At 63.6% G+C, this 13,977-nt stretch carries 9 protein-coding genes; 4 read left to right on the top strand and 5 right to left on the bottom strand.

Annotated elements, in window-relative coordinates; translation table 11 throughout:
• The first annotated feature begins 91 nt into the window (after nucleotides 1-91).
• The gene (locus AOM09_RS15030) at nucleotides 92-796 is read left to right on the top strand and encodes a KpnI family restriction enzyme N-terminal domain-containing protein (RefSeq protein WP_228375159.1); all 705 of its coding nucleotides are present in this window, start codon (nucleotides 92-94) and stop codon (nucleotides 794-796) included.
• 197 nt (nucleotides 797-993) lie between these two features.
• On the opposite strand, the gene drmB is transcribed toward AOM09_RS15030, so the two are convergent.
• The 5 genes from drmB to AOM09_RS15035 are packed head-to-tail and all read right to left on the bottom strand — an operon-like array spanning nucleotide 994 to nucleotide 10,577.
• Complete coding sequence (gene drmB / locus AOM09_RS14215; RefSeq protein ID WP_062389941.1) at nucleotides 994-2,925, bottom strand: DUF1998 domain-containing protein; 1,932 nt, start codon at nucleotides 2,923-2,925, stop codon at nucleotides 994-996.
• Nucleotides 2,922-6,440 carry a helicase-related protein gene (locus AOM09_RS14220; protein ID WP_062389944.1) on the bottom strand — a complete coding sequence of 1,173 codons (3,519 nt, stop codon included), beginning with the start codon at nucleotides 6,438-6,440 and terminating at the stop codon, nucleotides 2,922-2,924. Before AOM09_RS14220 ends, drmB begins: the two co-directional genes overlap by 4 nt.
• Complete coding sequence (locus tag AOM09_RS14225; RefSeq protein WP_082099274.1) at nucleotides 6,437-8,137, bottom strand: nuclease-related domain-containing DEAD/DEAH box helicase; 1,701 nt, start codon at nucleotides 8,135-8,137, stop codon at nucleotides 6,437-6,439. The genes AOM09_RS14220 and AOM09_RS14225 overlap by 4 nt, the downstream gene beginning before the upstream one ends.
• Nucleotides 8,125-9,588 carry a DISARM anti-phage system protein DrmE domain-containing protein gene (locus AOM09_RS14230; RefSeq protein ID WP_228375160.1) on the bottom strand — a complete coding sequence of 488 codons (1,464 nt, stop codon included), beginning with the start codon at nucleotides 9,586-9,588 and terminating at the stop codon, nucleotides 8,125-8,127. Before AOM09_RS14230 ends, AOM09_RS14225 begins: the two co-directional genes overlap by 13 nt.
• Before the next feature lie 47 nt (nucleotides 9,589-9,635).
• Nucleotides 9,636-10,577, bottom strand: coding sequence for a hypothetical protein (locus AOM09_RS15035; RefSeq protein ID WP_228375161.1), 942 nt, complete (start codon nucleotides 10,575-10,577; stop codon nucleotides 9,636-9,638).
• Between the two features lie 146 nt (nucleotides 10,578-10,723).
• On the opposite strand from AOM09_RS15035, the gene AOM09_RS14235 reads away from it, so the two are divergent.
• The 3 genes from AOM09_RS14235 to AOM09_RS14245 all read left to right on the top strand — a co-directional run.
• Nucleotides 10,724-11,419, top strand: coding sequence for a hypothetical protein (locus tag AOM09_RS14235; protein WP_062389949.1), 696 nt, complete (start codon nucleotides 10,724-10,726; stop codon nucleotides 11,417-11,419).
• Nucleotides 11,420-12,081: 662 nt separating this feature from the next.
• Nucleotides 12,082-12,660, top strand: a complete 579-nt coding sequence (locus AOM09_RS14240) for a tyrosine-type recombinase/integrase (RefSeq protein ID WP_228375162.1) — start codon at nucleotides 12,082-12,084, stop codon at nucleotides 12,658-12,660.
• Nucleotides 12,661-13,001: 341 nt separating this feature from the next.
• On the top strand, nucleotides 13,002-13,977 hold a 976-nt coding region (locus AOM09_RS14245), incomplete at its 3' end, for a hypothetical protein (RefSeq protein WP_156162393.1).

Raw genomic sequence — 13,977 nt, forward strand, 5'->3', positions numbered from 1 at the left:
GTGCCCGAGTATGAAAGAGTTTTGCACGAGGCTCTGACATCCAATGCCAACACGCAGAATCGACGGGGCGCGCGAATCGGAGGAATACGGCATGACTACACAAATGCCCCGATGGGACGTGACCGACGGGGGGTCGATGATCCGAGGTGCTCTTTGGCTGCTCCAGGTTGTCGGTGAGGGAAACACCTTCACAAAGAACCAATTGCGCGAAGCGTTTCCTGGCGTCTCCCAGATAGACCGGCGGATCCGCGATCTTCGTGACTTCGGATGGGTGGTGTACTCGAATACTGAGGACGCGCGCCTCACCACTGAGGACCAGCGATTTGTTCGGGCGGGCGTGCCAGTCTGGGACTCCAAGGCGCGGCGCGATGCAGCGCCACAGAAGGCAATCTCGACCAAGGACCGACAGGCAGTGCTCGCTCGAGACAGCTACATGTGCACTCTCTGCGGGATCGCCGGCGGCGAGACCTATCCGGACGATGCCGTCCTCACCGCAGTGCTCGGCGTCTCGCGCCGACTAGTCCGGCATCCTGATGGAACGGAAGAGCTTGCCCTTGTGACCGAGTGCAAGCGGTGCAGGTCGGGGCGTGGTTCCGAACCGATTTCTGTCGCTGACGCGGTCGAGGCGATTCGTGCACTGGACGTGCACGATCAGAAGCGGATCACGCGGTGGATGGAGCGGGGGCGCCGAGGCACGACCGATCTTGATCGCGCCTGGTCAGCGTTCCTGGCTGTGCCACCGGAACAGCGGAAGTCCGTCCTTGATGCAATCAGTGCCGCCCGCGACATACGTTGAGGTCGAGCGTGTGGCCAAAGACCTCGCGCCCCCGGCATCGCTGACGCATCCCTGATGCCATTCGACAGTGCTCGCCGTGGCGCCGATCCCGTCGCTGTAGTGCGCCTTTCTGCAGTGGCGGCCTTGGCGGTGGACGTCCAGCCGACGTGCTCTCCTTCGCGAAGCTCAAAGAGAGCACCAGCGCCGTGTGACCGCACTCAAGTCAAGTCAGAGAAGTAGCCGAGGCTCGGATCGTCGAAGGTGCCAATGACAAGGCCCCGGTCGAGGAACCTGTTGAACTCCTCGCAGCTCGTCTCTGGTAGCAGCGCACAGCCATGGCAGGCCGCGAGATTGCACGAGTCTGGCCCCTGGCCTCGCTCGCCGGCATCCATGCAGACGGGGTCCGTTGAACACCAGTGCGCGTCACCAAGTGCGGCTGCGAAAACAGGCTTCAGACGCTCTGGCCGTGACATGCGCACGAGCCCGCCCATAGTGCCTTCGGAATCTCCGGCAGCCGTGTAGATCAAGACGCCTCCCATGTCCCGACCGTCGTCACGCGACACGTAGAGACGCTCGCGAAGTGAGGCTGAACTGTAACCACAGGTGAAGACGAGTTCGTTGATCAGCAGGTGCGCGAGTGTGTGCAGCATGACGAGTCGCGGCGAGACGTCCCTAGCGCTGCCGCCGCGATCGGTGATGACTTGTCCGTACTGCTTGGAAATGAGATCGGCCCGCGCCTGGACCTCGACGCGCGCTTCCCACGCAGCGAGGCGCTCGTGGTCGAGTTCGAAGTAGATCCCCTCGCCCTTGACCACGTAGGCCGGCAGCCAATCCCTTTCTGGAGGTAGGGGGCGACGACGAAGCAAGGCTTTTCCGTCAGCGATTTTGAGGGAGTTGTCGCGACCGCGCGCGAACCCCCGGAGCACGCGCGTTTCGCGCAGTACCGTGACACTCCGCACTCGATCAACGTGCCCTGCGATAGCGCTGTGGACACCGGGATCCGAACCGCGCAGCTCGTCGTCCTGCGGCGTTTCTCGTAGGAGCTTGAACTCGGGATAGCGCCAGATGTCGAGGTCGTCTGACTCGTCTTCGTCGTCGCCGTCTGCGGCGGGCGAGCCGATGCCGAATCGGTCGTGGTACGCGGCGAGCAACTCTTCGTCAGGGTACTGATCGAAGAGGTCTCCAACGCCGCGGGTGGCGTTTCGGATGTGCGCCACAGTTGCGTTCTTGCCGAGCATCGTGAAGAGCAACGTCATGACCGGTTCGACGTCAGCTCGCTTCATCAGGTCTCGCATCGCACCGCTGACTGCTCCCACCTTCTGCGGGATGAAGATCGATGACTCCACATATGGGAAGTAGACGTTGCCGCTGGCGCGGAGCGCACCTTGAATCGGTTGGTCACACGCGCCGGCCATCTCGTGAAGCCACGGCCGTGCACCGGTACACAGGTACGGTTCCGAGCGGCCGACGAGATATTGCGTCACGAAGGTGGTGTCGTCGCCAGACTCGCCTTTCACTCCACCCGTGGTGATGCCTTGTAGGGACCGCGTAGCTCCACATCCCTTGCGCGCATCGCGCTTGTTCTGTGCGTCATAGCCGCAGCGGACCACCTGTCCTTCGAGACCGCCTCCACCTGTCGAAAACAGGCGGAGCACGCCAGTGCAGCTCGGGCTGCTTGAGCGATGCACCCACTCGCTGAAGGGAAAGTCATCCAGGTGACCCTTAGCGCAGATCGCCACGAAGGGCACCTGGGACATCTTGGGTCCTCGCTGCCGTTTCCCCACGCAGGCCGGTTCGTCGCAGCGGACCGAATCCTGGAAGCTGAGCGGAGCTTTCTTGAGGCGCTTGCAATACATACAGAACGAGTAGCCAGGGAAGCGCAATGCGGGCACGCTCAGCTTCTCGTTGCGGTGGTCCTCAGGAGATCCCGCGCGGTAGTCCGGTGGCAGACGGAACTCGTTGACATTCAGCCGTGCCTCGAGACGCCAGTCGTTGACTCGAAACTCTTCCAGCGCGAGGTCAGGATTGTTGCGCGGGAACCAGTGATCCAGCCCCGCCGTGATCACCGACGTACCGTCAACGAGCACACTCATCGCCCCGACGCCGAATGGCGACACAAGTTGGGATCGGCGCATGTTCCCTGATGTCATGCCATTACCTCCGGCTCTTCTAGATCGTCGTCGATGTAGTCGAGCGTGACGGAGATCTGGCACTCTGCGTCGACGCTTCGCATGCTCATCGGCGTTTCCCAGGTGATGTTTTTGTTGCCGGGATCGGCCAGATCGCCGGCTGGACGCATCAAGCCCTGCAGGGGATCGCCATTGAAGTAGGTCGCTGTCGCCCAGGCCGTGCGCTCGCCCTTCGACCATTGCCGAGATCGTTCGGCCACCCATTGGTCGAACACCGGTAGTTCCTCATCGTCGACAATCGCGGCTCTGGCGCGAAGTAGCGCCATTGACTCGTCAAACTCGGCTCGTGGGAACGGGCTTGGTTCGAGAGTCGGGTTGAGTTGACGCATCCGCGAGATCGCGGCGGCGTGGAGCGCTCGCTTGAGGACTGGCTCGGCGAAGGGCGTAACCGAGGTGGGCTCCACCTGCGCATACAGCTGTTGGTGATAGGTGCGGAACCGCTCGTAATGACTGCGGTCGCGAGGCTTCGCGGCCCCATAGATCGTGATGACGAGCCCAGGCGTCTTCACGTTGCGCCCGACTCGGCCACTCACCTGGATGTATTGCGCCGTCGTCTTCGGCTGACCGACGATCGTCATGAGGCCGAGCCGGTCAATGTCAACTCCAACTTCGATGATGTTCGAGGCAAGGCAAATGTCAACACACTTCGCGTTCTCGGGACACGAACCCGTGCTGACGCACTTCGCGCCATCCGCACACTCCGGATGCGGGAGCCGGAACTCGAGTTCCTCGATTGCTTTCGGGATTTCGTCGCTGCGGCGACGCGACGTGAGCTCCATCTTGTTGCGGGGGTAGCGCGGCGTGATCCCGTCGCGCCGCTGAAGACCCACCAAGTAGTCAGGAACGTCGGAGTCCAGCAATGACAGCGTGTTTCCGAGCTCTCGAAGGCTGTTCAGGAAGTTGAGGTTCGTCCAATACCCATCTCGATCAGCTGGCTCCGGGATCTGCGGACCGGCTTGGAGCGTCGCAGCGGCGACCCGTGCCTGAACCGTCTGCGTTGAGCCGAGCGAGGGGCTCATGACACCCAAGTAGCGCCGCCCCGGTGCGCGTTCCCCATCTGGGAGACGTGCCGGTTCGGCGAAGAAGGATCGGCCCTCCTCAAGCCCGTGGGGCGGGAACAGTGCGACATCCTTGCGTCCGAATAGCGCGAGGATCTGATCCTCGTAGCGGCGTACGGTAGCGGTCGACGCGATGATCTTGGCGGGGATCGGCGGCTCGACTCGACGATCGGTCGTGAGGTCATCGATCATCGGTTCGTAAAGGCCGACCATCGAGCCCAGTGGTCCCGAGATGAGGTGAAGCTCGTCTTGGATGATCAAGCCTGGCGGAGAGTAGATGCGTTCGCCGTGTTCGCCGAGCCCGAACATTGTTCGCGCGGCCGGTTGCCATGCCATCGTCGCGAACTTGTCGACGGTGCCGATCACGATGGAAGGACGCGACTCGTAGATGTCCTCGTCGACTACGTGGACGGGCAGGCCCGCTCGACCGCTGAACCGGCATGCCTCGTCTTGGCACCGGAAGAGAAACCGACCTCCCGACCATACGTAGCCTGGGGTGTCCTGCCCGCGCGGCTTGCTGACGGGTCCCATCCGCGTACCGCACCACGGGCACTTGAGGAGCAGGAACTTGTTTGATGCTCGGGAGTCGCGTCGAAGATCCCCTAGTGCGCGCTCAGCCGCAGTCCAACGGTTGGGCGTCGAGTCACCGCCCAACCATACGCCGATGCCAAACGGTGCCGAACCCAGCTCGTTCTCTATGCCGGAACGGACGTCCTCCAGCACGCAGATCAGGGAGGAGGCACGGAGAAACTGCTGAGCCGTCAGCAACCTAAGCGTGTAACGCATGAGCGTGTCGGTGCCGGCGTCGTCGGGATTCCGGAGTCGCCTGGCGAGCAGCGAGATTGCCGATGCTCCGAGGTACGCCTCTGTCTTACCGCCACCAGTCGGAAAGAAGATCAGGTCGACTAGCTGGCGCTTCTCGTGGGTCGGGTCGACGAGTTCGGGCAGGCTCGCCAGGATGAACGCGATCTGGAACGCGCGCCACCGGCCCCCAGCCGGATCGGGCTTGGCCGCGGGGTGGGCGCCGTCGGGTCGATAGACGCCCTGCTTGTCCTTGATGAGATCTCGTGTCGCGAGTCGCGATCTGACCTGTTGGTAAAGCATCGCGTAGTTGGCGAGTTGGAAGGCTCGGGCGGCGAGGGCGTCGTTTTGTACGAGGTGCCAACCCTCCTGCATCCTTGCGAGAGCCTCAGCACACTTCGTCATATGTCCCCGTGCGGCATCGTGGAATCGCGTCGGTAGATCATCGATCGACGCGTGCCGGTCGCTGATCCACTGGGCGTAGAGCTCGATGACTTTCTCAACCTGGGCGTATCCCTCGGGTGTCGTCTCGGCGAGCGCCTGCATGCTCACGCTGACCGCGGTGCGGGTCCCGTCTGCGTGTTCCTCAAAGACGTCGGGTGTCAGGCTGGTGACTTCGTAAGCGGGAAGTGCGTCCGCATTGACGAACGCGACAGTTGGGTCTCCATCCTCGTCGGCCGGGTGGTCCCATGTGGCCGCGCATCCATGGCCGATCGCAAACGTGCGTTGGTAACGGTAGAGAAGGGCGATCGACTCTTCCTCTGCGTCGCTGTCCCTTTGCTCGACGGCCGGGTACGGCTCGATCGAGAGTCCCGCCGATACGGTGGCGGAGAACGCCACTTGAAAGAACGCGTTACCCGGTCCTGTGCCAACTGTGTCGTTGACGACTGCGAGCGTGACCAAGCGCAGTTCAGGATCCGCCTCTCCGGGCACCGAGCGAGTGAATACCGACACGCTCGGCCTAATGCGAGGCTCAACCCTGGCGTCGTCTGTTACAGCAGTCGTCGACAATGCTGAGCGCTTCCGATCCCGGCGCAGCACCTCTGCTGACGCAACCGTATCGAGCACGAATGGACGACGCACCCACCAAGTGAGCGGGGGCGTCTCTGGTGCGGTGACATTGATGCGGTCGTAGTAGGCGCCGGTGACACGGATGTCGAGTTCGGCGCCATCTTCGACGCGCACCTTGAAGGAAATTGCCATAGCGGCCGGCTTCCGTCGGTTCGCATCGGACAGGTCGAAATCGTCGGAGTCCGGTTGATCCTGCCGACGTGGCCCTCTCACTTCCGTAGGCGGGGGTTGGGGGTTCTCGTCACTCTCCGCTAGACCTGGAATGATGGCGGAGTCGTCTCCCTCGGACGCCAGTCCGCCGGTCGGCGTGCCACCGCTATGGAGAATGCCGACGCCATAGCGGCGCAGCGGATCGGAGCGTGTCAGCACCTCTTCGAGCGTGTCGCGATCGTGGAACTGGCCGTGAGTCTCATCCTTCGCTCGAAAGGTGAGAGTCGGCCCGGAGCAGTTGACAGGGGTGCCGTTGGGTGCCTCGCCGTCGGGAGGCCCGAAGAGTTCGCGCCGGACTGCCGCCTCAACAATGTCCCGTGCCTCTACGCCGCTCATGGGTTCCCTGCCATCCCTGCAAGTCCTGTGGTTTCCTCGATGACACCGTAGAGGCGATCGGTGGCACGCGTGAGACCGACATAGAGGACTGACTCAAAGTTGGGCACGTTCCTCCGATCGAGATCTGTCACGACGATGGCTGGCGCCTCGAGGCCTTTGAATGCCTGTATCGAGGAGAAACGAATCTTGCCCCTCTTGGCGGTGCCGTCGTCGGCTTGGACAAGCACGTTCCGCAACCACGGGTCAGTGGTCGTCGCGGCAGTTGAACCACTTCCGAGTGGGCTCAGCACGACGATCTCGCTGAGGTCGAACTTCTCTTCCCGCAAGCCTTCAATTGCCTTCCTCAGCAACGCTGACTGGTCCGCTCCGCGTGCATACTTCAAGAAGACTGGGTTGGTGCCGTCGTCGTCCCGTCGGAACTTCCGGTAGCCGGGGGTGAGCCCGCTGAAGAAGTTCACGCTGGTTCCAATCCTCGGCAGGTTCCGACAGTTCATCGTGAGTCGGTGGGAGGGAAGGTGGGGCATGCGCGCCTCGAGCAGCGCGCGGCCGCGGCCGTCGTCGTAGATGGCCTGGCGCTCGAAGTCGCCAAACATCAGAACGCGGCCTCCGGACAATCCGCCCTTGACCATGAAGTCGAACACGTCGAGGTACGCGTCCGTCAAGAGGTCCTGAATCTCATCGATGATCAGGAAGTCGGCCGGCGGCTCACCCCGCTCCAGAAGTGCCTCGACCGCCCGATCGGGAAGCTCCCTAGTCCAGAACCGATCCCCGGCGGTCGAAGGCGCCTTGATTCCCGTTAGTGCCAAGAGCTGGCTGTGGAAAGTGCCCACCGACAAATGCGGGTCGCCCATGTCGACCATGAGGCGTCGTGCGAGCAACTTGTTGAAGCACACGAGGCTCCCCGTACGTTTGAGGGCAAGCTCGCGCCGCGCGGCTTCCATGGCGAGAAGGGTCTTGCCCGAGCCTGCCGGGCCGGTGAAGAGCACGCTCTTGTTGTCGGACATCGCGTCGAGGGCGAGGAATTGCTCCTCAACGAAGTGAACGAGTTGATGCTCACGAGCAGACCGGATATCCCCGGCCACAACACCAAACTCGAAGTTCGGTCGAAGGAGTGACGCTAGCCGCGCTGCCATTGAAAGGTCGGGTCCTACGCCGCGATCGGAGAACCCTCTGAAAGTAGCGTCGAGGTTGGCGACGCCGCCGGCGAAGGCGCGACGTATCGCGCCAATGGGGTCCTTCTTCAAGTCCTCCGAATCAAGCACCTGCCACTCGGACCACTCGTTCGTAGGTTTCAGCATCGTCCGGGCGCGGGTCGCAGTGAACCAGGCGGCGCTCAAGGTCGGGATCGACCGGAGATCGACCTTCTTCTTCAGCAAGTCTTCGCGAATCGAGTACATCGCTTCGCTGGCCTGCTTGAACGGGCCACGTGCAGTCGGTGCCTGGTTGCCGAGCTTCCAGACCCCGTGATCGAAGGAGAAGTGCTCATGTGACTTCACCTCGATCACCAAGACGCCGAGGTTGGGGGCGATGACGACGAAGTCCGCCTCGCCCTCTGGGTTGCGGACATGCTCGGCAATGTTCAGCGAGTGCAGAACGATCCAATCATCAGTCGTCCGGTCCTTAGCGAGCGCCCGATACACCGCCTTTTCGCCTGGCGCCGCATCTTCCGGAAAGAGCGGTGGTATCAGTCGAGCCACTCAGCACTCCGATCTTTGAAAGGCACCCTCACTTGATGCCGACCGACGATTTCGGTGAAGGGTGCCTTGGCGAGCACCCGGGCGACGATCATCCCCCGGATACCTTCGCTGGGCAGATCCAGATGCAGGATGCCATCGCGTTCAAGCGCAACGAGGTCGGCGCGCCCAACCGCCGCCTCGAGCTCCTTGCGAAGATCAGCGCTCGCCCTGTAAACCGCCCGCCGAAGTGAGATCGCATTGCCGTGGGTCGGCTGCGATGGCGCGCCGAGCCATTCAAGAAGCAAGCCAAAGTCGGCGTCGCGCTGAGGGCAGATCAGAAGTGGCCCGGCCCAGGCCCGGACTTGACCGCTCGAACGTACGCCGAGCTCTTCAAGGTCCGCCATTGCTCGCCGGTATCCCAATCGTTTCAGACGTGCCTGCAGGAGACCCTTCCAGTGTGCTTGAGTCGCGACTATGCCTGGTGCCGCGGTGCCTAGTGCGGCGATCGCCCGGTCGTACATGACCCCACGTTCGGACTCGCCTTCGCGGAGAACCAAGTACGTTCCTGGGACAACGTCTGGGACGGCTTCATACGCGACCCGGGCACCCTCCGGCTGACGTGGGTCGAGCGAACGGATCCGTTCACCGTCGTCGAGCCACAGGCCCTGCCCCCCTGCAAGCAGAATCTTTCGCGCCTCCACCTCTTCGCTATTGGGCTCCCGATCCCCGGATGTGCGCGTGCCCCACGCGGGCTCTGGGAAGTAGAAATCTGTGATCGCTTCATCGTCGACCTCCGCGCTGCTAGGTTCGGCGATGTCGCCGATCTGGTGCACGGTCGAGTGGACGACGATGGGTCCTTCGGCGTGGGCGCCGAGCGATGATGACGGGACCGAACGATTGCGGAACCATGTCGGCATGATGAATGTGACTTCCGGAGTCGCGGGCGCGGTTACAACAGAAGTCGAGACGAAGGTCGGCGGCGCAATGACGTAGCTGATGTCGATAGATGGTGCGACCTTGTCGAGCTGGCTCGCGACTACGACCTCAGACCCGACTTGGTCGAGCCATCGTTGAAGGCCTGCACGAGCGGTGCCATTGCTCGCGACGACAATGCACTGGTCCGGTCCCACTTCATCGATCGACTCGAGCAGGACATCGCCGGTCGGACAGTCTGTCTCTCCGATGGCCTGGGCCGCCTCGGCGATCTGATCAAGTAGCGACCCTTCAGCGACGAGGTTGCGTAGCCGCTGGGCCCGGCGGACGAGCTCATCGATCAAGGATTGCTGTACCTGGAATTGCCTAGGCTGCGGCTGTGTCATGCGGCGCCAGCGCAGCACGTTCGCCGCCCGAAGGACGTCGTCCCAGACCTCGCTGCGTTCATCTCCGAGTACGAACAGGCAGCGTCGGATTGCCGCGTTCAACTGAGCGCCAGCCGGATCACCGACCGCGAATATCGATACACCGTTCTGCACTAGCGAAGCCGAGGCGTCGTACCGTCGTGCGACATCGTGTACCCGACTCATCGGGCTACCGTGAAGGCTATGGCTTCAACTCCTGCAGGCGGGCGCCATCGGAGTTCGTCGTGAAGCGACACCGGCTGACTGTTGTTGTGACGAGCTTCGATGACCGTTTCTGCAGCCGACTCGCTGGCCACGGAGCGATCAACAACGCAGACAACGATGGGCACCGAGACTTCGTTGAGGTACTTGATCGCACCGTAGCGATCCAGTACAGCGGCCAAGCACGAGTCGGGAAGTGCCTCTCCTTCACCCAGTCGCGGCGCCGAAATGATCGGCGTCGACCAGGTTGCCGCATCTGGACCACATGGGAGTACGTATGTACCGAGTGCCGTTCCGATCGCACCCGCACTCGCTCCGTCGCCAATGAGAGCTTCGAGATCAGCCTGTAGCCATGTGCGGGTCCCGACCAACGCCAGGTCCATTGGCGGCGCGGCTAGTCTGGCCAGCCATGCGGCAGCGGCGCCAGTGAGTTCTGCGAGGTAACCCGCCGGTGGAGTTTCAGAGCAGATGGACACCGTCGCTGACTCGACAGGAGCCACCGCTCGAAAGCGCTCCACCGGCAGGCGTTTGCCGCCCGTAAGGACTCGAGTGCCACTGGGGTGTTCCTCAAGCTTGATGAATGGGCCCGTAATGATCTGCTCATCGGTGACCGCTCGCAAACACGTCAGGCGATCTGAGGTCTCAAAGACTTCTAGCGGGCTAGCGAGTACCGGAGCGGGCTTCGAAAGCATCCAGCCCGACCCGACGAGGGCGGCTACGTAGTCGCGGCGCGGAACCGAAAGCGCGACGACCAACTGTCGATCGTCAAGCCTGGCGAGATGGCGCCGGAGCAAGGAGCCGAGCGCGACGAACTTGCCGACCCAGTCCAACGCCACCAACGGGTCGCCGGGCGCATCTGCGATTCCAAGCACTGTGCGCGCACGGACTGACGGTTCGGCCACTCTGCCCCCTTCTTCGCGACTGGGTGCCACTATATGGGTGACCGTATCGCGACGGTCCGACATCGCGGCGCGCCGTTCTTCGACTACTGAGCATCGAGCGATCCTTTGCTGCTTTGGGTAAGAGTCGCGCCTGAGAGAATCTCGCCATGATCGGTGACTCGGTTCCGTGGAGGGACGAACTCCTCAAGTCATCGCTCAGACTTCGGCGGTGGAATACCCAGGAGCGTTGGACTGAGCGGACATACTTCCTCGCCGAGCGCGACATCATGATGAGCGCGTACTCGATCCGCCGCCTCATCGACTCGGCCAAGTCCTCCTCGAAGCTCCTGTCCAAGCGCATCCCGACCGTGCAGTATCCGCTGGTCGGACGAAAGCCGATGGTGCTCGATCGGTTCGATCCGGAGCAGTTCTACGACCTCCAGAAGGGGATGAGGAACGACCTGGAAGTCGGAAGGTTGTGCAACCAGGTCATCCACAGCTTCGTCTTCCAGATCTACCTCGAGGAGGACGCAACGACCAGCGTCGTCTTCGTCTCGGACCTCGACCGCGGAAAGCACCTGCACGGCATCCCGTTCGAGGTCCTCGCGGACCTCTTCGACTACGTCGGACGTGAGGAAATCATCGAATCCTCCGGCACCATGATCGAGGGCGAGCAGACCTTCGTGAACACCTCGAACCACGACGCGGTCGAGAGCGGGCGAGCTCGGTATGCCGACGACCGCCGCGTAGACACGGAGTGGATCCACGAGGAGATCCCACCGTTCGACGAGGCCGTCCTCCAGATGGTCGCTCGGAGGATGGCCGCGGTCACAGAACAGCGCGGCGACGTCGAGAGCGGCTGACGCGAAACTGTCCGTCAGACCGCCGCAGCAGGGAGGCATCCGCGCCGGTGCGCCACGGTTCGTCTTGATACGCGCAGCTAGTGCAGTGCTTACTCGTTGCGACGGAGCGCGACTCGAGGGGTAGACCTACCCGATGAGCGATCGATGCGACGTAGCCGATCAGGTGAGTAGCCGACTGACTTCCTTGGTCTCTTCGGTCGGGGGGTCTACGTCGGAGAGTTGTTGCCTTCGTGATGATCACGCTCGCCCTGCCAGCCTGGCTGCATGACTCCTTGGCAGACGGCAGGCGGCGCACCACGAGCCCGCCCGGCGGGGCTCACGCCGGCGGACGTGGCGCGGATCGACACCGCGCTCGAGGCGCACCACCCGCCCGCGACGCTGACGACCTACGCCTCAGCTTGGCGAGGGTTCGAGCGCTACTGCGGTGAGCGTGGGTTCACCGCGCTGCCAGCCGCACCCGAGGTCGTCTGCGCGTACATCACCCACCAGGCCGAGCGCGGTCTGACCAGTGGCATGGTTACCTGCACCCTCGCCCACCGGCACGGAATCGCAGGCCAGGAGGACCCCACCACCAGCGAGCTGGTCACGCGCGTCCGCCGAGGATTGCGGCGCATCCTCGGCGTCGCACCCTGCCGCCGCGCACGCCCCTTCTGGTCGAGGACATCCGCGACTTCCTCGCCGCCATCGATCGCGCCACCGCGATCGGCAAACACGCCGCCGCGATCATCATGCTCGGCTTCGCCTCGGCCATGCGACGGTGCGAGCTCGCCGCGCTTGAGGTGGGGGACATCACCCCCGCTGCGGGCGGGATCATGGTCAACGTGCGCCGCTCCAAAGGCGACCCCCACGGCGTCTGCCGTACCATCGCCATCGCGCAAGGCCGATGGCCCGACTCTCACCCCCTTGCGGCGCTCGACGCATGGCACCGCGTCCGTCCAGTTGACGCCGAGCACCTGTTCACCCGTGTGCACGCCAACGGCACCGCCGACGCCGAACCGATCAACGCCGCGTCGGTGGTGCGGATCGTCAAGACCCGCGCCCGCGCCGTCGGATTCACCGGCGACCGGGTCGTCGCCCACTCCCTTCGCGCCGGCCACGCCACCTCCGCTGCGATGGCCGGAGTGCCGCTGGACCGCATCGCCGCGCAGAGCCGCCACCGCGACCTCGCTACCCTCGTGAACTCCCACATCCGACCGATCACGCAGATGCAGACCACGTCGAGCCGACACCTGGGGCTGTGAGCCCTGGCGCCCTCGCGATCGTGCCGCACCGTCGTCCAGCGGGAGTGGCGAGGCTACTGGACGGGCGCGAGACGAACTGGGTAAGTGGGGTTGATAGTCGTTCCGCCTCAGTGCATGGCGCGGAACGGCGGCCAGCCGATTCGGGGCTATCTGGTGAGCATAGGCGGGCACTGCCACGGCGGGCCCTCGGACGTGTCGTGTCAGGTTGGGGAATTGGGTGACATGGGCACCGTCGGTGGCCGAACACTGACCATGATGGCTACGGCAGCGCGGGGACGCACAGGAGTGACGCCGGGGGCGATCCTCAGGCGATAGCCCTATCTCGAGCGAGGAGGCCGGCCGTGCAGGTGAGCGACATCGTCGAGTACTGGGCGCGATTCGGACGGGATGAATCAACGGGCCACTGGACCCATCCGGACGACCGGGTTGTTCTGGCGGGGCAGCACTCGTTCAACCTGGACTACCCGACCTGCCCCTACCTTGGCCCGGTGACCTCGGCAAAGGTCGTCATCCTCGGCGCCAACGGCGGCTACAGCAATACGGCGACACCCGAGGAGTTCCCCGATGCCGAGGCGTTCGACTGGTATCTGGGACGCATTCGGGATCCGGAGAATGCGGACTGGTCGAACGTGTCCCCGTACTACGACCGCGTGAACTACGGGCCCCTCGTCTACCGCGGTGACGCGGTCTGGGTCAACGCCTCGCCGTATCGGAGTCCCAGAATCAGCGCGGAGCCCGACAACCAGCGCTTGGTCAGGTTGCTGCCCACGTCGGCCTTCATCCGGCGCTGGCTCATCGACGCCGTCCTGCCTCTGGCCGCCTGCGGAGAACGCTATGTCGTCGTCAAACGCCCAGGACTCTGGCAGCTCCCGCCAGAGGTACGCACGGCCAGGGGTGTGATCGTCGATCCGGCACCGATCTCACCGCAGCTGACTTCGGGGCCTTGGGCGGCGGTGCAGGACTTCCTCGCTGGCCGCGTTCCGGCATCGGGCGCTCACACCCCGGGCTCCCGAGAGACTGCCGGACAGACTCGAACTACAGTCGAACCGATCGAACCTGGAGAGCACCTCATGACTGACGCCATACCCGCCGGAACACCGCAGTCGCAGGTCGCGCCGCTCATGCGCGTCTGCGAAGCGCTCGGGCTCAAGCTTATGACCCCAGAAGCGGCGTGGCCCGGATACGGCAAGGTGGTCCACCTCCACGGTGGGCGAAGTATCTACATCAATCGCACGAACGCTGATGTCCGCTCGGGCCCGGCTGAGATCGCGGCCTGGGACAAAGCCGGCCTCGGCACGGTGCGCCCCGACAACGACC

This window comes from Demequina iriomotensis, from assembly GCF_000971395.1.
Classification (GTDB): domain Bacteria; phylum Actinomycetota; class Actinomycetes; order Actinomycetales; family Demequinaceae; genus Demequina; species Demequina iriomotensis.

Excerpts from the sequence above, each read along its gene's own strand:
- AOM09_RS14235 (WP_062389949.1), top strand. The coding sequence starts at position 10,724 with ATGATCGGTGACTCGGTTCCGTGGAGGGACGAACTCCTCAAGTCATCG.
- AOM09_RS15030 (WP_228375159.1), top strand. The coding sequence starts at position 92 with ATGACTACACAAATGCCCCGATGGGACGTGACCGACGGGGGGTCGATG.
- drmB (WP_062389941.1), bottom strand. The coding sequence starts at position 2,925 with ATGACATCAGGGAACATGCGCCGATCCCAACTTGTGTCGCCATTCGGC.
- AOM09_RS14220 (WP_062389944.1), bottom strand. The coding sequence starts at position 6,440 with ATGAGCGGCGTAGAGGCACGGGACATTGTTGAGGCGGCAGTCCGGCGC.